General features: G+C 55.0%; 18 protein-coding genes, 1 tRNA gene and 1 pseudogene. 15 read left to right on the top strand and 5 right to left on the bottom strand.

From position 1 onward, the window contains the following. Positions 1 to 23: 23 nt before the first annotated feature. A complete protein-coding gene (asnB, locus tag ACY1JZ_RS03715; RefSeq protein ID WP_462628121.1) occupies positions 24 to 1,958 on the bottom strand; it encodes an asparagine synthase (glutamine-hydrolyzing) in 1,935 nt (644 codons plus the stop codon). Positions 1,959 to 2,378: 420 nt separating this feature from the next. Between asnB and hmpA the strand changes: the two genes are divergently transcribed. Further along, positions 2,379 to 3,593, top strand: coding sequence for an NO-inducible flavohemoprotein (gene hmpA / locus ACY1JZ_RS03710; RefSeq protein WP_462628120.1), 1,215 nt, complete (start codon positions 2,379 to 2,381; stop codon positions 3,591 to 3,593). Here the strand turns inward: hmpA and ACY1JZ_RS03705 are convergent. Then, positions 3,560 to 4,117, bottom strand: coding sequence for a Crp/Fnr family transcriptional regulator (locus ACY1JZ_RS03705; protein ID WP_270171011.1), 558 nt, complete (start codon positions 4,115 to 4,117; stop codon positions 3,560 to 3,562). The two genes, hmpA and ACY1JZ_RS03705, sit on opposite strands and share 34 nt — an antisense overlap. A 317-nt stretch (positions 4,118 to 4,434) precedes the next feature. Here ACY1JZ_RS03705 and nirB point away from each other — a divergent pair, with 317 nt between their 5' ends. The 3 genes from nirB to ACY1JZ_RS03690 all read left to right on the top strand — a co-directional run bounded on the left by nirB (position 4,435) and on the right by ACY1JZ_RS03690 (position 8,201). After that, positions 4,435 to 6,909: a nitrite reductase large subunit NirB gene (gene nirB, locus ACY1JZ_RS03700; protein ID WP_462628119.1), complete on the top strand. Its 2,475-nt coding sequence runs from the start codon at positions 4,435 to 4,437 to the stop codon at positions 6,907 to 6,909. Positions 6,910 to 6,976: 67 nt separating this feature from the next. Further along, positions 6,977 to 7,318: a nitrite reductase small subunit NirD gene (gene nirD / locus ACY1JZ_RS03695; protein ID WP_462628118.1), complete on the top strand. Its 342-nt coding sequence runs from the start codon at positions 6,977 to 6,979 to the stop codon at positions 7,316 to 7,318. 100 nt (positions 7,319 to 7,418) lie between these two features. Next, positions 7,419 to 8,201 carry a formate/nitrite transporter family protein gene (locus tag ACY1JZ_RS03690; RefSeq protein ID WP_462628117.1) on the top strand — a complete coding sequence of 261 codons (783 nt, stop codon included), beginning with the start codon at positions 7,419 to 7,421 and terminating at the stop codon, positions 8,199 to 8,201. A 58-nt stretch (positions 8,202 to 8,259) separates the two neighbouring features. Here ACY1JZ_RS03690 and ACY1JZ_RS03685 read toward each other — a convergent pair whose 3' ends face one another. Beyond that, positions 8,260 to 8,901, bottom strand: a complete 642-nt coding sequence (locus ACY1JZ_RS03685; protein WP_270171016.1) for an SCO family protein — start codon at positions 8,899 to 8,901, stop codon at positions 8,260 to 8,262. Between the two features lie 265 nt (positions 8,902 to 9,166). On the opposite strand from ACY1JZ_RS03685, the gene ACY1JZ_RS03680 reads away from it, so the two are divergent. The 10 genes from ACY1JZ_RS03680 to ACY1JZ_RS03635 all read left to right on the top strand — a co-directional run bounded on the left by ACY1JZ_RS03680 (position 9,167) and on the right by ACY1JZ_RS03635 (position 16,224). Continuing rightward, positions 9,167 to 9,493: a hypothetical protein gene (locus ACY1JZ_RS03680; RefSeq protein WP_462628116.1), complete on the top strand. Its 327-nt coding sequence runs from the start codon at positions 9,167 to 9,169 to the stop codon at positions 9,491 to 9,493. A gap of 162 nt (positions 9,494 to 9,655) precedes the next feature. Then, a complete protein-coding gene (locus ACY1JZ_RS03675) occupies positions 9,656 to 10,102 on the top strand; it encodes a hypothetical protein (RefSeq protein ID WP_462628115.1) in 447 nt (148 codons plus the stop codon). Continuing rightward, positions 10,102 to 11,508, top strand: a complete 1,407-nt coding sequence (locus tag ACY1JZ_RS03670; protein ID WP_462628114.1) for a right-handed parallel beta-helix repeat-containing protein — start codon at positions 10,102 to 10,104, stop codon at positions 11,506 to 11,508. Before ACY1JZ_RS03675 ends, ACY1JZ_RS03670 begins: the two co-directional genes overlap by 1 nt. Then, on the top strand, positions 11,505 to 12,164 hold the full coding sequence (locus tag ACY1JZ_RS03665; protein ID WP_462628113.1) for a nitrous oxide reductase accessory protein NosL: 660 nt from the start codon (positions 11,505 to 11,507) through the stop codon (positions 12,162 to 12,164). The genes ACY1JZ_RS03670 and ACY1JZ_RS03665 overlap by 4 nt, the downstream gene beginning before the upstream one ends. Then, positions 12,161 to 12,982 carry an ABC transporter permease gene (locus ACY1JZ_RS03660; protein ID WP_270171022.1) on the top strand — a complete coding sequence of 274 codons (822 nt, stop codon included), beginning with the start codon at positions 12,161 to 12,163 and terminating at the stop codon, positions 12,980 to 12,982. The genes ACY1JZ_RS03665 and ACY1JZ_RS03660 overlap by 4 nt, the downstream gene beginning before the upstream one ends. Continuing rightward, positions 12,975 to 13,748 (top strand): ABC transporter ATP-binding protein, encoded by a 774-nt coding sequence (locus tag ACY1JZ_RS03655; protein WP_270171023.1) that lies wholly within the window; start codon positions 12,975 to 12,977, stop codon positions 13,746 to 13,748. The genes ACY1JZ_RS03660 and ACY1JZ_RS03655 overlap by 8 nt, the downstream gene beginning before the upstream one ends. Next, entirely contained in the window at positions 13,745 to 14,311 is a 567-nt protein-coding gene (locus tag ACY1JZ_RS03650) for a redoxin domain-containing protein (protein WP_462628112.1), read from the top strand. The genes ACY1JZ_RS03655 and ACY1JZ_RS03650 overlap by 4 nt, the downstream gene beginning before the upstream one ends. Before the next feature lie 55 nt (positions 14,312 to 14,366). Continuing rightward, positions 14,367 to 15,014 carry a response regulator gene (locus ACY1JZ_RS03645; protein WP_462628111.1) on the top strand — a complete coding sequence of 216 codons (648 nt, stop codon included), beginning with the start codon at positions 14,367 to 14,369 and terminating at the stop codon, positions 15,012 to 15,014. A 196-nt stretch (positions 15,015 to 15,210) separates the two neighbouring features. After that, positions 15,211 to 15,660: a GNAT family N-acetyltransferase gene (locus ACY1JZ_RS03640; protein ID WP_462628110.1), complete on the top strand. Its 450-nt coding sequence runs from the start codon at positions 15,211 to 15,213 to the stop codon at positions 15,658 to 15,660. 3 nt (positions 15,661 to 15,663) lie between these two features. Then, the gene (locus tag ACY1JZ_RS03635) at positions 15,664 to 16,224 is read left to right on the top strand and encodes a VanZ family protein (protein ID WP_462628109.1); all 561 of its coding nucleotides are present in this window, start codon (positions 15,664 to 15,666) and stop codon (positions 16,222 to 16,224) included. Positions 16,225 to 16,340: 116 nt separating this feature from the next. Here ACY1JZ_RS03635 and gluQRS read toward each other — a convergent pair whose 3' ends face one another. Together gluQRS and ACY1JZ_RS03625 are read right to left on the bottom strand one after the other, a co-directional pair. Continuing rightward, positions 16,341 to 17,324, bottom strand: coding sequence for a tRNA glutamyl-Q(34) synthetase GluQRS (gluQRS, locus tag ACY1JZ_RS03630; RefSeq protein ID WP_462628108.1), 984 nt, complete (start codon positions 17,322 to 17,324; stop codon positions 16,341 to 16,343). Positions 17,325 to 17,477: 153 nt separating this feature from the next. Then, positions 17,478 to 17,554, bottom strand: a tRNA-Asp gene (locus ACY1JZ_RS03625). A 389-nt stretch (positions 17,555 to 17,943) separates the two neighbouring features. On the opposite strand from ACY1JZ_RS03625, the pseudogene ACY1JZ_RS03620 reads away from it, so the two are divergent. Next, positions 17,944 to 18,042 (top strand): annotated as a pseudogene (locus tag ACY1JZ_RS03620) (dihydroxy-acid dehydratase); the annotation flags it as partial. Between the last annotated feature and the right edge of the window lie 136 nt (positions 18,043 to 18,178).

Raw genomic sequence — 18,178 nt, 5'->3', positions numbered from 1 at the left:
TTCGCTTCAATAGAAAGCCATTGTCAGAGGGCGGTGGTGGAAAGAGAGGATTCGCCAGGCAGTACCGGCGCAATGCGCTCGCGGCGGACAAGCTCATCTGTCGAGATGCGGCCAAAGCTGCGGATATAGCTGTCATGCCATAAGGCGAGAATATAGAGCGTGTATAGCCTTCTGGAATAATCGCCTTGTCCTTGGCGATGACGCCGAAGCATCTCATGTACATAATCCGAGCGAATATAGCTTCCAATCCCGGAGCCGTCAATCTGTTCCAGCAACTCCACTCCTCGCGGACCAGCGAGCCACCTGCGGAGCGGGACGGGAAATCCAAGCTTAGGGCGATGGACAATAAACGGAGGTACGACGTCTTCGAGTGCTCTGCGCAGCGCATATTTGGTCGTTCCCTTGGCCGTCTTGAGCTGACGGGGCAACTCGGCGGCCAGTGCAAAAACTTCTGTATCCAAAAAGGGTACGCGCAGCTCCAGCGAATGAGCCATCGACATCTTGTCCGCCTTCATGAGAATATTGCCCGGGAGCCATAAGTTCAAGTCGATATGCTGCATTCTGGCGACGGCATCCAGATGGCGTGTGGAGGCATAGAGCCGCGCAACTATCTTATCGGGATTCGGTGGTTCCTCTGACCACCAGCTTGGCTGCAGAAGCTCATGTTTCATCTGCTCGGTGAAAATGCTGGCATTGCCCCGAAACCGTTGTTCCAGCGGCGTTGTCCCGCGCAGCAGGTAGCTGCGCCCCTTCATCCCCTCCGGCAGCCGCCCTGCGAGTCGATGCAGAACTCGACGCAGGTTATCCGGTAGCCATGCGATCGGAGCGAGTGAGGCAGGCTCACGATAAATCCGGTAGCCACCGAACAGCTCATCAGCGCCCTCACCTGACAGCACAACCTTGACATGGTTGCTTGCCAGCTCCGCCAGATGGTAGACGGCGATGGCCGAAGGATCGGCGACCGGCTCGTCCTGTTGCCATACAGCCTGGGGAATCGAGTCAAAATACTCTGCTTCACTGATCACCTTGCTGTAATGCTCGGTACCGAGCGCCTCCGCGGTGCGTGCGGCCCAGATTGTCTCATTGCTCTCGCCGTCAAACCCGACCGAGAAGGTCTTGACCATGCCGCGCTGGCGCATCAGTGCAGCAATGGCGGTCGAATCGATGCCGCTGGACAGGAAGCAGCCGGCTTCGACATCGCCGCTTAGATGGCGGCCCACGGAGCTATCGAGCGCAGCGCGAATCTGCTCGCTCCACTCGCTCAGCGGCCGCTTCTGAGAATTGAAGGCGCCTTCCCAATAGCGTTCCAGACGCACGGAGCTTCCTGGACGAGCGATCAGCAGATGAGCAGGGGGCAGCTTGCTGATGCCCTCGAACATCGTCATGGGATCAGGTACATATTGAAAGGTCAGATAGTGTCTCAGGCTTTCCAGATCCATTGCACCAGGCTTGCTGGCAGCACTCAGGAGGCTCTTAATCTCAGAGGCGAACAACAGCGAGTGATCTCGAGCCGTATAATAGAAAGGTTTAATTCCGAACGGGTCGCGGGCTCCGAGCAATTGCTGCTGTCCGCTGTCCCAGATCACGAAGGCGAACATCCCCTGCAATCGCTTCACACAATCCGCTCCATACTCTTCATATAGGTGGACGATGACCTCACTGTCGCTGCTTGTGCTGAATTGATGCCCTCTGGCCTGGAGCTGTGCACGCAGCGTCCTGTAGTTGTAGATTTCGCCATTAAATACAAGCCAGACGCTCCCATCCTCATTGCTTATCGGCTGTCTGCCCGCCTCCACATCGACAATAGACAGTCTGCAAAAGCCAAGCCCGATGTGAGGAGCGCTCCACATGTCCATATCGTCTGGGCCTCGATGCCTCATGATCTCGATCATACGAAGCAATACTTCATCCCTTGGAGCTGCCGCATCGCTTGTCATTATTCCAGCTATTCCACACATCGTAACCGCCCTCCTTATAAGCAATTATCTTCCTGGCATATCTTTCCCCAGAGTGCCTTGCCGAATGCAGACCGTTAAAAATATCGCTAGGATGGGCACTCAGGCGAATGCTTGGAGGCTTTTTTGTTAGCATGCTAGGATTTTGCGTCGGAACAATGTCACAGAACTGTGGCAATTGGTGTTATTTCGATCACACTGCGCAAGGGGAAGATTTTTTTATAATAATGTCAAACAGACCCAGCCGCCATCTAATGAGATTGTGGAAGCATAGGCTTAATCGAAGCCCTAATCCACTGGCAAGGCTGAGGCTGCTGTGATCATGTGAAGGATACGGGCTGCGTCGGATCGCAAGCGACCGTGCCTCATGTCTGAAGCCGGTGCCAGCGCCAACGTAAATTACCGCTAAAGGAGAACTGTCCCATGTTAAGTGAAGCGACAATCAAGACGATCAAATCAACCGTTCCTGTGCTGGAGGAGCACGGACGGGAGATTACGACCCGATTCTACAAATCGATGTTTGCCAGTTATCCAGAGCTGCTGAACCTGTTCAATCACGCCAATCAAAAGCAGGGCAAGCAGCAGGCAGCATTGGCCAATGCGGTCTATGCGGCAGCGAAGCATATTGACCAATTAGGCATGATCCTGCCCGTGGTGAAGCAGATTGCACATAAGCACCGCAGTCTTGGCGTTCGTAAGGAGCATTATCCGATTGTGGGCGAGCAATTGCTGAAGGCGATCAAGGATGTGCTGGGGGATGCGGCAACGGATGAGATCATAGGCGCATGGGCAGAGGCTTATGGTGTAATCGCCCAGGTCTTCATCGATGTGGAGGAGGAAATGTACAAGGAGGCGGAGCAGCAGCAGGGGGGATGGGCTGACTTCCGGCCGTTTGTCGTGCAGCGCAAGGTTGTGGAGACGTCGCAGATTACTTCCTTCTACCTGGTTCCTCAGGATGGTGGTCCCTTGTCCACTTATCTTCCAGGACAATATGTTAGCATCAAGTATGAAAGCGCAGAAGAGGAATACTCCCATATTCGTCAATACTCGCTCTCGGATAGTCCGGGCAAGTCCTACTATCGCATTACAGTCAAGCGGGAGGATGCGCGCGGCAGCCAACCGGCAGGCAAGGTCTCCAATGTGCTGCACCAGCGCATTCAGGTGGGGGATGTGCTGCCGCTGTCTGCTCCGGCAGGCGATTTCTGTCTTGACCTGGAGGATACAAGACCGATTGTGTTGATTAGCGGCGGCGTGGGGCTGACACCGCTGGTCAGCATGCTGAATGCGTTGGTAGAGGCCGGCTCGAAGCGCCGCATCGTATTCATTCATGCCGCTGTCAGCCTGCAGCGGCATGCGCTGAAGGACCATGTGGATGGCCTGGTCGACGTTCATCCGAATCTGTCCGCATACTATTTCTACCGTGAGACAGCAGGCGGCGAGCTGGAAGCAAGACATGCCGTAGCTGATTCAGCCCTCGATGCAGCCTGGCTGGAGCAAGCTGTTCCTGAGCGTGATGCCGTCTATTATTTCTGCGGCTCTACGCCGTTCATGCGTGCAGTCAAGCAGGAGCTGGTGGCAAACGGAGTAGCCGATACGGATATGCACTATGAATTTTTCGGGCCAGCCGGCACACTCTGAGCATGCTTCTGCTCTACTGCATCAGCGGATGAGCGAAGCAGCCGGTTAACGGTCTCGCGGCGCAGGCCAATCAACTGACCAATCTCCTCCTGGGTGAGCAGATCGGTCAGTTGTCCGCTGGGCAGAGACAGATATTGCTCGAACCAGCCTTGCAGCTTCGCAAGCCGCTGGGCAGGCTCGGGATGGGTGAGCTGGTCAATTCGCTGCTGCATCATCCGCAGCTTGTTCTGCAGCTTGAGTGCGATGTCCACGCTCTTGCCTGGCTCATCGAGCAGGGACTGGTACCATGCAGCGGCGGGGAGGAGTGTTACCTCGCAGGTTGTAAGGGCAACAGCCGTTCCATGGTAGGGCTGCTGGGTAATTAAGGAATGATGCGGGATGACTTCGCCGGGTGTGATCAGGTTCATTAGCATTTGATGGCCATTCTCATGGAGTCTTACAATTTTGAGCATCCCGCTCTCGAGCTGGTAGAGCGGCCCGATGTCTCCTTGGCGAAACAATACCTCGCCTTTGTGCAACAGCATCGCGCTTTCTCTCCTTCCTTCGGGGGCATGATCCTATCCGGCTCGCCGCAGGCGGCCGGGTTTCAACTGAAATATAGCCCATACGACGCGGAATGTAAAGACTGAAAACGCGTGATTTGCATTTCAGGAGAGCCACTGTGCTCGGGGGAGGTTTACGGTTGAAGTAAGTCAGCTAGCCAAATGAGAATGAAAGTATGAATGCTCCATAGAGTAGATGTCTGATAACCAGATAACTTTGTGGATTGTGAGATTTATCATAACGATTGCGCCGATAACCAGCTAAACTATGAAGTAAGCAAGAAACGGAGGCGATTCACATGAAAGAAGATCAAGCCCTACGAAACGATACGATAGCAAGACGCGCTGCCAGCTCCGCTAAGGAAAGGCTCGTGCTGATCGGCAACGGTATGGCTGGAATGAATGCCATCGAGCAACTGCTCAAGCTGGCGCCTTCACGATATGAAATTACGGTATTCGGCAATGAGCCGCATCCAAATTATAACCGCATCATGCTCTCCTATGTGCTGGAGGGCAGCAAGACGATGGAAGAGATTATCCTGCATCCGCTGGCCTGGTATGAGGAGAACGGAATTACACTCCATACCGGCACAGCTATTACGCACATCGATACGAATGGGCATCTCGTGTACACAGAGGATGGGATGGCTCATTCCTACGACAAGTTGATCATTGCCACCGGCTCCAATCCGATTATTCTGCCGATCCCCGGTGCAGATAAGGAAGGGGTCATCGGATTTCGTGACATCGCTGATTGTCAAGCAATGCTGCAAGCTTCGGCGGTGTATCGCAAGGCGGCTGTTATCGGAGGCGGACTGCTCGGTCTGGAAGCAGCCAAGGGCTTGGTACAACTGGGCATGGAGACAACGGTGGTGCATCTGATGCCGCATCTCATGGAACGTCAGCTTGATCCACAAGCCTCGATCATGCTGAAGGCGGAGCTGGAGCGCCAGGGGATACGTTTCCTGCTGGAGAAGCAGACGAATGAGCTGGTGGGCGATGCAAGGGTACAAGCGCTGCGCTTTGCCGATGGAACGGAGCTGGAGGCGGATCTGGTCATAATGGCAGCGGGCATTCGCCCTAACATCAAGGTCGCGGAGAATAGCGGAATTCATACCGGACGCGGCATTGTCGTCGATGATTATATGCAGACCTCGGCGCCGGATGTCTATGCCGTTGGCGAATGTACCGAGCACCGGGGCGTCTGCTATGGCCTCGTAGCCCCGCTGTTCGAGCAAGGACAGGTGCTTGCCAAACGGCTGGGCGGCGTCGATACGGCCCCATATGAAGGCTCCTTCACCTCGACCAAGCTGAAAATATCCGGCGTCGATGTGTTCTCGGCGGGCATCTTCCAGGATAGTCCCGAGCTGACTGTGCTGCGCAAGCAGGATGATTGGAAGGGGACGTACAAGAAGCTGCTGCTTCGCGATAAAACGATCGTTGGCGGCGTGCTGTTCGGAGACGTGAGCGATTCGGCGGTCATGAACCAATGGGTGCGGTCGCAAGCAGAGATGACGGAAGCACTGTATGAAGAATTCATGGGAACCGCCTCCGGCGGGAAATCTCCGATGGATCGGATCGCCGCTATGCCGGATGATGAGATCGTCTGCGGCTGCAACGGCGTATCGAAGGGTCACATCGTTCAGGCCATTCATGAGCATGGACTGAGCACGCTGGATGAGATTAAGGCGTGCACCAAGGCGACGAATTCATGCGGCGGCTGCAAAGGAACGGTCGAGAATATATTGCAGTACACGCTGGGCGACCAGTATCAGGCTGCCGGCGCGGCGGCAGGCATCTGCGATTGCACGAAGCTTGGCCGGGATGAGGTCGTTGAAGCCATCCGCAGCAAGCAGTTGACGACGGTGAAGGAGGTCATGCATGTCCTGGAATGGAGCCATCCTGAGGGCTGCTCCAAGTGCCGGCCGGCGATTAACTATTTCCTGCATATGGTATGGCCTGGCATTCATGAGGAGGAGCCGGATTCGCGCTTTGTTAACGAGCGGCTGAACGCCAATATCCAGAAGGATGGAACGTATACAGTTATACCGCGAATGTACGCAGGGGTGACCACGCCAGAGGAGCTGAAGCGGATCGCGGACGCTGCTGTCAAATATAATGTGGGCATGGTCAAGGTGACGGGCGGCTCGCGCATCGATCTGGTAGGCGTGAAGAAGGAGGATCTGCCGGACATCTGGGCCGATCTGGATATGCCTTCCGGCTATGGCTATGCGAAGGCGCTGCGTACCGTCAAGACCTGTGTTGGCTCGCTATATTGCCGCTTCGGTACGCAGGATTCGGTCAACATGGGTGTACGGCTGGAGAAGATGTTCGAGCGGCTGGATATGCCTGCCAAGCTGAAAATGGCGGTCAACGGCTGCCCACGCAACTGTGCAGAGTCGTGTACGAAGGATGTCGGCATCGTTGGCAATGACGGTGGATGGGAGCTGTATGTGGGCGGCAACGGCGGCATTAAGCCTCGTCTGGCGGAGCTGCTATGCAAGGTACAGTCAGATGATGAGCTGGTGGAGATTATTGCGGCCTTCGTTCAATACTATCGCGAGCATGCCAGCTATCTGGAGAGAACCTCGGATTGGGTGGAGCGGACAGGAATCGAAGCGATCCGCGCAGCCGTGGTGGATGATATGGCGCAGCGGCTGGAGCTGAATGCGCGCATTCAAGCGGCGCTCGCCACAGTATCGGAGCCATGGAGCAAGGTCATTAACAACCCACAGACACGCCGGGAGCTATATGGCAATACGACAATTGGTTAAATGGAATTTGCACCGGGCGCTTCATGAGAGCGCTCGGTGCAGCAGGCCAGGATAGGGGGAGAGGCATATGAAGCTGCAATCCGAAACTACCGAGTACACGTATCATACGCTAGGTTCGCTGAAGGAATTTCCACTGCGGATTGGCCGGAAGATCGTAATGGAGGGCATAGAGCTTGCTGTCTTCCGCACGACGGATGATCGTCTGTATGCGCTGGAGAACCGCAATCCGCACCCGAAGGGCGGAACGCTGGCAGAGGGGATCGTGTCCGGTCATGATCTGTATGACCCACTGTACAATGTGCGGATCGATCTACAGACCGGGAAGGCCTATGCGCCGGACGAAGGGGCAGCGCGAAGCTATCCTGTCCGTATTGAAGGCAATCAGGTGCAGGTAGGCTTGCCTAAATAGCAGAAATAGCTGAGTTGGCTAATCGTTACTAGTTACTAGCTATTCGTTAGATGTAAAGTGTGAATCAGGGATGCAGGGGACTTAGGGGAGGGGAAGCATCATGTATCAGGAGACATTGGATAAGGTCGTGGAGTCTGCATTGGTTCGCAGGGCATTGCTTCGGGAGAGCAAGCTGAAATATATGTTGTCCGCAGGGCTGGCGGGAGCTTATGTAGGAATAGGGATTATACTTATCTTTACCTTGGGTGCTTCCTTGTCCGCTGTGCAGTCGCCTGTCACCTCGCTTGTAATGGGCACCTCATTTGGCATTGCACTGACGCTCGTCGTGTTCGCCGGTGCGGAGCTGTTCACAGGGAATAACATGTACTTCACGGCAGCGACCTTGTCCAAGAAGACGAGTTGGGCGGATACGCTGCGCGCTTGGTGCTGGTCATTCGGCGGCAACCTGATCGGTGCGATGGTTCTTAGCGGCATAATCGTCGGAACAGGGCTGTTCGCTCATATCGCGCCAGATCATCTGCTGTTTGCAGCCGCAGCCAAAAAGATGCATCTTGGCTTCAGTGAGGCCTTCTTCCGCGGCGTGATGTGTAACTGGCTCGTCTGTCTGGCGCTATGGACATCAATGCGCGCCAAGGAGGACACCGCCAAGCTGATCCTGATCTTCTGGATGCTGTTCGCCTTCATCGCATCCGGCTATGAACACAGTGTCGCTAATATGACGGTACTGGGTCTGGCGCTGCTCCTTCCCCATCCCGAGACCATCTCGCTTGCGGGCTGGTTCAATAATATGATTCCTGTTACACTGGGCAATATTGTGGGTGGAGGGTTATTCGTTGGCACGATCTACTTCCTGATCTCAAAGCCCGGCAAGAAGCATCAATAAGCAGTATAAAGCAAGCCCCCAAGCTCATCCGACCGTGGATGCCGCTTGGGGGCTATTGTTATTCGTTCTTCGATAGATTATCTACCAGATAGGTGATGTCCTGCATCACTTGCTCATTGTCCATCTCCTCGCCCATCTTGTAGATCATCCGTACCTGCTGCTGGTCGTCGATGAGGAGCAGTGACGTCACAGAATGAATGTACTGGTCATCATCCAGCTTCTGAATGGACAGACCATATTGCTCTGCAAGTCGGATCGTATCCTCCTGCTGAGGGCGAAGCAGCGTCCAGCCCGACGAATCGATGCCCATCCGCTCGGCATAGCCACGCAGCACCTCTGGCGTATCGTTGTCTGGATCGAAGGTTGCCGAGAGGAAGGCTACCTTGCTGCCGAACCATCCCTTCTCCTGAAGCTTTCGCTGAAGCTCCACCATGTTCGCCGTAGTTACTGGACAAATATCCGGGCAACGTGTAAAGATAAAGGACATTAGCCTAATCTTGCCGTCATACTGCGTCTGGGTAATGGTATTCCCGTCCAGATCCGGCATGGAGAAGGCCGGAGAAGGCATCACTACTGGCAGCCGCCCCTTGCCACTTATTAGCGGCATAAGAAGATAGGCTCCAAACAGCAGGACAAGCACAAGCAGGGCGATCCAGTAGGGTCTGGATGAGCTGATCTTCGAATTGCCGTTGCTACTCATGTAATCCCCCTCTTCAATTAGATGGATACAGTTCTATGTATACAATTTTTTATTTTACCATTCAATCTTCCACGATAGCCATAACTACAAAGAGCTATATACAGATATTTTCAATGCATCCACCACCAAAAGTGTCAAGGAATGTTCACTCCATTAGGACTGTCTTCGGCTATGGCCTATCCTGTACAATTACCTGCAGGCACCTTTATTGAAGCTGTATGTTAGTTGACAGGCTTGTCTATATTGTTACGAGGAGGGGATTGGGTTGCGATTCAATCAAAAATGGCGAATTGCCGTTATAACTGGAGGTATCCTGGCTGTACTGTTCTTACTGGTTCCACTGCCCATGGCGCCTCCAGGGGGGACGCGAATGGTTCTGGATCATACTCAGCAGATATACATAGCGCCTCCATGCTTTGAGCAGGCCAATGCGACGAATTACTTGACGGAGACGACCTGGAAGGAGGCGCGTCAGCGAGGCTATACTGCAGAGCCGTCATGCACAGCAGAGCGAATGAAATCGGCTGCGGTACCCGGCTGGCAGCGTCTAGGGTCGCTTGCGGGTTATCTTCCGAAGGCGTGGGCGTGGTAGATGAGGAGCAGAAGCATCTTCGATCAGACGTATAGGTATCGCTCTGCGAATCGTTGTTGTCAGAGGCCTGTCACATTTGGGGCGCCGTCCCGACTTGAAATGACTCTTTGTAGTCATAGGAGACTTGGGCAGAGGCGAGTATACTTAAAATCAGTGCTTGGCTTGACAAGGCTTCAGCAGATGTACCGCGTGTTCTGCGCTCAAGCGGGCAGAGCGGCACAGGTTAAAAGGACGTTGCTGCAGCGCAGCCTGCTGCTTGTATGGCTCGTAGGGCTGATGTTGCTTGTAGCTGCCTGCTCGGCAGCTCCTGAGCCTGTCGACCCGGCAGACATCAGAGTTATGCTATCCTCTGTCCCTGAAGTACCGACTGCTACTAGCGAGGCCACACTGCGTGCGACCGTGTCCGGGGTGAAGCTGTCTGACGACTACCGCATGATGTTCGATGTAAGGATAGACGACAAGCCGGAGCTGCTAGAAGGCAGATGGGAGGGGGAAGACGTGTACACAGCAACGTATACCTTTCCGACAGAGGGGACCTACACCCTGTATTTGCATCTGTATGCCGATGATCTTCATCTGACCAAGAAGGCAGAGCTGGAGGTGAAATGATGAGTGCTTCACAAATCCCGGGGAAGGTCATGGCCTTGCTCTTGTTTGCTTGTCTGCTGCTTGCCGGGCTCATCGGCAGCACCTGGGCAGCGAGGGCGGCAGATACGGGCAATCTACAGCAGCTTGCCGCTCGCACGGCAGCAGGAGATACGCTCACACTGCCTCCGGGAAGCTATGAAGGGCCGCTGGTGCTAGACCGGGAAATGACGGTCAAGGCTGAGCAGCCCGGCACGGTGACGATCCGCCACACTGGCAGCGGCCCGGCAATTACGATTGCTGCCGATGGAGTGACGCTGGCTGGGCTAGTCGTGGATCAGCAAGCTGAGGAGCAGGCGGCTGCGATTCTGGTGCAGGGCAATCGATTTCTGCTGGAGAAGCTAACGGTGCGCTCCACGTCCTTTGGCATCCTGCTGCGTGATGCAAGTGACGGTGTTGTACGCCATAACTCCATAGAATGGCAAGGGACGGGCGCCGCTGTGGAGGCGGAGCAGGAGCTGCCGCTGACGGGCGACAGCATGGGAGTCACGCAGGGTGCGCTCGGTAGCGGCAAGAGCAATGGGATCGATCTGTACAATTCCCATCGCAACGAGTTATCGGGCAATCAGATTAAACAGGTCTATGATGGCATCTATATGGAGAATGCCGATGACAACCGCGTGTTGGACAATCGGATCGAGCAGTCACGTTATGGAATTCACTGTATGTATACGATCCGCGCGCTTATTAGCGGCAATGTAGGCGACGGCAATGTGACAGGCGCGATGATTATGACCTCCAGGGAGGTCGAATTGCGGCATAACCGGTTCGAGAAGCAGAGCGAGAACGTCCATTCGCAGGGCATCCTGCTGTTCGATGTCCAGCAGTCTACCTTTGCTGGCAATCGGGTAGAGGGAAACCGCGTTGGGATCTATATGGAGCAGTCCTCGGCTAACCGGATTGTCGATAACGATGTGGTGGCTAACTTTATCGGGCTGCAACTGCTGGATGCTGCCGATAATGAAATGACGGGCAATCTGTTCCAGAACAATACCTCGGATGCGCAGTCCCGGAGCAGCGAGGGCAACCGGATACACGGGAACTACTGGGAGTCCTTTCGCGGGATTGATGCGGATGGAGACGGGGCGAGCGATATTCGTTATGCGATTCATCCGCTCTTTCAGGGGCTGGTGAAGAAGCGCCCGGCCTTCCAGCTATTTTTTCAATCACCGGGTATGGTGTTTCTGGAGAGTCTGTATCAATCAGACAGCAGCAACTGGACAACGGATACAGCGCCATTGATGGCTCCGCCCGAGCGGGCTGCTACAGTAGGCGATGACGGGAGGACAGCCGCTCCGGGATGGCTCGGACTGCTGATGCTGGGCGGTGCAGCAATTCTAATTCGATATGCTAGGAGACGAGAGGCATGAGATTAAAAGGAATAGGTGTGGCAGCACTGCTGCTGATGCTTGTATGGGTGACAACAGCTTGCGGGGGAGCGAGCTATACGCCGCAGGAGATTAATGAGGAGACGGATGTTTGCGTCATCTGCAAGATGGCCGTCAAGGATAACGCCTATGCTACGCAGATCGTAACGAAGGATGGACAGTCGCTGAAATTTGACGATCTGGGCTGTATGAATGAGTGGAAGCAGGAGAACGGCACCGATACGATCGGCGCAGCCTTCGTGCGTGATTTCCATAGCAATCAGTGGATACCGTATGAGCAAGCGTATTACGCTTATGATCCGTCCTATGCGACACCGATGGCTTATGGCGTCGTTTCCTTCGAGAAGCAAGCGGACGCAGAAGCGTACATTCAGCAGCAGGGAGCAGGCACACTGATGACGTCAGAACAGCTAGCCAGTCATAGCTGGGCGGTGAACCGCGATATGATGAATATGGACGGTCATGGCCATGGGGATGCTCATGGAGATGGTCATGGCGATGACGGGATGAAGATGGAGGCGGAGTCCGGCCATGGTGGGGATTCATCGTCCCACGGGACGGAGGCTGACGGCCAGGCGGCGCATGGCGATAAGGAAGGCAGCACGGATAAAGCCGCTGGAGAGGGGCATCACAAGTGAAGCATCTGCTTCAAGTGATGACCCGCGAAATACGAATGGGCCTGCGTAATCCGTGGGCCTATTCGTTCATGGGACTATTCGCGCTGTTCATGCTGAGCTTGCTGCTGATTAATTCCAAGGGCTATATTCAAGGCTACTCGGGCGTCAGTGGAACGATGCTGAATCTGATCTTGTATCTGCTGCCGCTAATGACGCTCATGCTGGGCTCGTTCTCGCTGACTGGAGAGAAGGAGGATGGCAACTGGGAGCTGCTTAGCACGTATTCACTGGGGACATTGGACTTCATCGGCGGCAAGTATATCGGGCTGGGTATCGTCTTGTTATCGATCATTGCTGTCGGCTTCGGCTTTGCAGGGGTGCTTGGCTGGGCAGGCGGGGCAGGCTTCCAACTGGACACGTATGTGCTGCTTCTGGCTTTCTCCGCGAGTCTGGCGCTGATGTTTCTGGCGATCTCATTCCTGATCGGCAGCTTAGCCCGCAACCGCTGGCAGGCGCTGACGATCTGCATCGGTGTCTGGTTCTTCCTCATCATCGCTTGGCAGCCGCTGTTGATTGCGCTGCTGGGCTCGCTTCCCTATATGTGGGTCAAGCCGATGCTCGCGATCCTTACGGCGCTGAATCCCGCGGAGCTGTCACGCCTTATGGCAGTGATCAAGCTGGGCGGCGGTTCGATTATCGGGCCGGAATATTATGACTGGGTGAAATGGCTGCGCCAGCCTTCCGGGACGTGGAGCTATCTGCTATTCGCTGCATTATGGATCTTCGGCACAGGCGGGATTGCCTGCTGGCTATGGGAACGGGGGAGAGGGCGTGGATAAGGTGACGGTACAGGTGGCAAATATTCGCAAGCTGTTCAAGGGCGAGGCTGTCATCCATGATGTCAGCCTGCAGGCCGAGCCAGGGCAGATCATCGCACTCTGCGGCGGCAACGGTGCTGGCAAAAGCACGATCTTGCGTATGATTGCAGGTATTCTGCGGCCAGACAAGGGCGAAATTCGCGTATGCGGCCTAAGCTGGCAGGAGGATCGCAGACGTTACGCCCGGCAGATCGGCTATATGCCCGATGATTATCGGTTCAGCGCCGGGCTGACTGCCCGTGAGACGATGGCATTCTGGGCAGGGCTGAAGGATGTCCCCCGCAGCCATATAGATGAGGCGCTCGCCTCGGTCGGGCTGGAGGAGACGGGGAGCAAGCCTGTTGCCTCCTTCTCCAAGGGGATGCGTCAGCGCGTACTGTTCGCGCAGGCACTGCTCGCCCGCCCTCCGCTCATTATTATGGATGAGCCGACGAACGGACTGGACCCCTACTGGATGGAGAGCTTCATCCGTCTGGTTCGCCAAGCGGGCGCCAGCGGTCAGACCGTGCTATTCTCCACACACCAGTTGCAGGTTGCCGAGGCGCTGGCGGATCGGATTCTGTTTTTGCGTGATGGCATGATCGAGCTGGAGGGCAGCAGCGCAGAGATTCGCCGTCAGCTTGGGGCAGGAGGATTTCAAGATGCATTCGCCAGCCTGTTCGGCATCCCGGCCGCCGCGGAGTCATCCAGAGCTGGCAGGGAGCAAGGGGAGGACGACGAAGGATGACAGTGTTGCGTACACATCCGGTTCAGGCCGTGATCGCACTGCTAGTGCTGTGCGGGCTAGGCTATGTCGTGTGGACGGCCATGCCAGGGGCTTCCGAGGCGAAGGCGGAGGAGGGCGCTGTGGCGCCAGACATCACGCTCACGGGGCTGGATGGGGAGGCTCGTTCACTGACTGATCATCGGGGCAAGACGGTGCTGGTGAATTTCTGGGCTTCATGGTGTACGCCATGTGTGAATGAGCTGCCGCTGTTGAACGAGGCATACAAGCTGACCGCTGGTTCCGGCGAGCCGGTGGAGCTGTTGGCGGTCAATCTGGGGGAGCCGGCACATACCGTACAGCAGTTCGCGGATCGCTATGGACTGCAATTTCCTATTCTGCTGGACGAGAGCGGCAGTCTCAAGAAGCCGTACCGGATTGCATCGCTGCCGGTGACGCTCGTTATTGCCCCGGATGGCAAGATCTCGAATATCCATGTTGGCGAGCTGGATGAGATGAGCGATATTCTGGGGCTCATGCAGCCTCAGCAGCGGCAAACCGGCTCGATTTCAGGCGATAGAAGCTGAGCAGTAAGCAAGTGGTGAGAAGGTGTGATCGAGAGGAATGGGAGGAGAATGCGGAATGAATGCACCGTCTTTTCGCGTCTTGGTGGTGGATGATAGCGAGCATGCCCGGGAGGGAATTCGCACGATATTGAGCATGGACCCGGCATTCGAGATTGTTGCAGAGGGGCGCAGCGGACTGGAGGCGATCGCGCTAACGGAGCAATGGATGCCGGATCTGATCCTGATGGATATTCAAATGCCAGGCATGGATGGTCTGGAGGCGACCCGCCGGTTGAAGGAGCAGTATCCATATGTGAAGATCGTGATGGTGACGGTCTCTGACGATATTACGCATCTGTTCGATGCGCTGAAAAAAGGGGCGCAGGGCTATCTGCTCAAAAACTTGAAGCCGGAGGCGTGGCATGAGTATTTGCGGGCGATTACTGTCGATGAGGCGCCGATGACGCGCGAGCTGGCTTTTCGGATTCTGAAGGAGTTCTCTTACGCAGATAAGATGCTTGAGCCTTCGGCGATGCTGACCAGCCGTGAGCGGGAGATTTTGACGGAGGTTGCCAAGGGCTTGTCCAATCGAGATATTTCGTCCACGCTGAACATCTCCGAGCATACTGTGAAGAATCACCTGAAAAATATATTGCAAAAGCTCCACCTGGACAACCGAGTCCAGCTTGCACGCTACGTATATGAGCAAGGCTGGATGGGCTAGACCTGTCAGAATAGGAGTGCGTTGTGCGACAACCGGATGCTAGCTGTCCGGTTGTTTGTTGTGTCCATTGGTGTCCAGCCTTAGTAAGCGAGCATGGATGAAGGATGAGATGTGCTCTTTGTCGAATAAGGATGGGAAGCGGTGCGCTTAGCATCAACCATAGAAAACCTGCGTACAAAGAGCCGAGGAGGTAGAGATGAACGTTCATATTCGGGAAGCAGCTTCAAAGGATGTGCCTGCGCTGAGTTATCTCATGTCCCATCTGCTAGGAAGGGAGGTGCCCGAGTCCGATATGCACAATCGGCTTCAGTTCGTGGACAGCAGCCGTTATGATGAGCTGTACGTCTATGAGATGGAGGACGAGGTGGTAGGGGTGCTCGGGTTTCGAATTCGCGAGCAGATCGAGGAGGTAGCGCGGTATGGGGAAATCTCGGTGCTCGCAGTCGACCCGGAGTGCAAGCGTCAAGGTATCGGCAGACAGCTCGTTGCCTTTGCCGAGCAATTAGCTCTTCAACATGGCTGCAAAGGGACATGGCTTGTTTCGGGCTATAAGCGCGAACAGGAGGCGTATGTATTCTATGAGCAGCAGGGCTATCAACGGACGGGAACCCGCTTCGTGAAACCGTTGGGCGCATCGGAAGGATAGGCGATGGGGTATCGCGTATTAGAGCAGGTACAGCTTCTGGGGGCAGCCTTCGCCTTGCAGTTGCTCGTGCTGGTTGTCTACCTTGCATTGCGCAGGAGAAAGCTGCGGCTGGCGCATGTACGGTGGATCGCTATCAGCTCTTGTTCGTTGGTCGTCGTTCGGCTTACATTAGTCCCCACGGTGATCATAGAGCTGCCCCCAGCATGGTCACAGCTACCCATCAATCTGGTTCCGCTGCGAACGCTGGCAGCGCAGCTTCAGCATGGTTACTACATGGTGCCATTGCGCAATATTGGCGGCAATCTACTGCTGCTGTTGCCCCTTGGGGCACTTCTGCCTCTGGCAAGCTGGCGACAAGCGATTGCAACTGGAGCCGCTCTATCGCTGGCGATTGAGACGCTGCAACTGCTGATGACCAAGGTCGGCTGGGGCATGCGAACCTTCGATGTAGATGATGTGCTGCTGAATACGCTTGGCTGCTTCATAGGTTATCTCCTGCACCAAGCCGCTGTGCGCTCTGCTGCTGCTGGTGCAGAGCGTTGGCGTAGGCAGAAGGGGAGCTAACCGCCCAATTTGATATAAACGAAGAGCAAGCAAGGCTGAATGTTGAGCCCTGCTTGCTCTTCGCTGTGTAAGGCGTCCTACAAGCCATGGCGTAAATGCAATTCGATGGATGCGGTTCAACTCCCTCGTCGCTGGCCGCTGCCTCGGAGCCAATGTAGATGGGCAGCCTTAACAGGCAGAAGGTGCGTGTTCAATGATGTCGTGCGGAAGAGGGGAAGGAGCGTGTGCGCGGCAATCGGCTCTGGCTTATCGACCCAGCCTGCCAGATAAGCAAGCAAGCCTACGAGCCGCTCAGGCGACACACCTTCGCTGCGCAAGGCGGCGAGTGTAAGGCTCTTGTCGCGCTTGGAGAAGCGGTGACCCGCAGCATCGGCGAGCAACGGCACATGTGCAAATCGCGGCGACTCATAGCCCAAGGCGGCATACAGAGCAAGCTGCCTTGGGGTGGAGTCGAGCAGATCGCAGCCGCGCAGGACATCTGTGATGCCCATCGCATGATCATCCACGACAACAGCTAATTGGTAGCTGAACATGCCGTCCGCCCGTTTGACGACGAAGTCGCCAAGCATGCTGCTGTTATAAGCTTGCAGCCCAGCAATGGCATCGGTGAAGCATGTAGCGCCCTCAGGCATAATGAAACGAAGAGACGGTGACTTCTCAGCGGCACGGGCTTCTCGTTCTGCAACGCTCAGGTGACGGCATAGTCCAGGATATACGGCGCCTTCAGAGGCGAGTCCATGCGGCGCGCTCGCAATCTGAGCCAGATCAGCCCGGCTGCAATAGCAAGGGTAGAGGTGGCCGTCCTGTTGCAACTTAGTGAGAGCTGCTTCATACAACTCGTCTCGATGACGCTGCTCATAGGGGGCATACGGGCCACCTAGATCGGGGCCTTCATCCCAGTCCAGCCCCAGCCAACGAAGATCATCCAGTTGCTGGGCTGCCAGCTCGGGGCGCGAGCGTTGCTTATCAATGTCCTCAATACGTAATATGAATTGTCCTTCGGCCTGACGAATCTGCAGCCAGGCACATAATGCGGCAAATGCATTGCCGATATGAAGCAGTCCTGATGGGGTAGGGGCGAATCTTCCGCGGCGCGTCATCGCGCATCACTCTCCCTGTATTGCTCCATCTACATGGAAGCCGCACGCGCCGGCTTTGCCATTGCCGATGGATGGGTGTATGACAGAATGCAAAAAAAGAGCAGCCTGGCCGCTCCTTGTCTGATGCTTTATGTACACGATTCAAATAAGAAATGGCGGAGCCGACGGGATTCGAACCCGCGGTCTCCTGCGTGACAGGCAGGCATGTTAGGCCTCTACACCACGGCTCCACAATATGGTACTATTAAGCACAAGAGATATGATAGCATGTTCTATGTGGGAAGACAAGCATTTATTTTATGGCACTTGGAGGAGGGAGAGAGGAGCTGGAGCAGATGAATTAGGAATCACTGTCAGCTCACTTTTCTGAAAATTCCCTTGATAGAATTGAACATTTTGATCATTGCTTTAGTAATGCCCTGGTAGAAGTCGCTTAGATATTTTTGAACCAGGAACCTCACTAGAGAGAAGAAAAGTGAAATGATGAGAATTAACCCCAGTAGCTTCAGTCCTATTTCGATAAATTCCATGTACAGTAACGCCTCCTATTCTATCTTAATTCTAATGGAGGTAAGAATAGAAGTCGAGGCTCGAATTCAGAGCTACTAGGGCTCAAGCATGGATACAGCCTCCGCTAAAAGTAAATTCGGGCGTACTCGTCAAGTATGCAAGATTAGTTTCCTCTGCATCTAAAGGTGCAGTGACTGATATTTTATAAATGAAACGAAATGAGACGTATGCAAAACAACCCAGGTATTATAAGCCGCGCAAAAGGTCATCTAAGCCCTAAAACCGGCTCGCGATCAGATAGCCGCAGCGTGGCTGTTGAGCGGCTCGCGGTAGGCTTCTTGCTA

It is taken from the genome of Paenibacillus sp. J5 (assembly GCF_054955055.1).
This window is presented reverse-complemented; position numbering and strand designations above follow the sequence as displayed.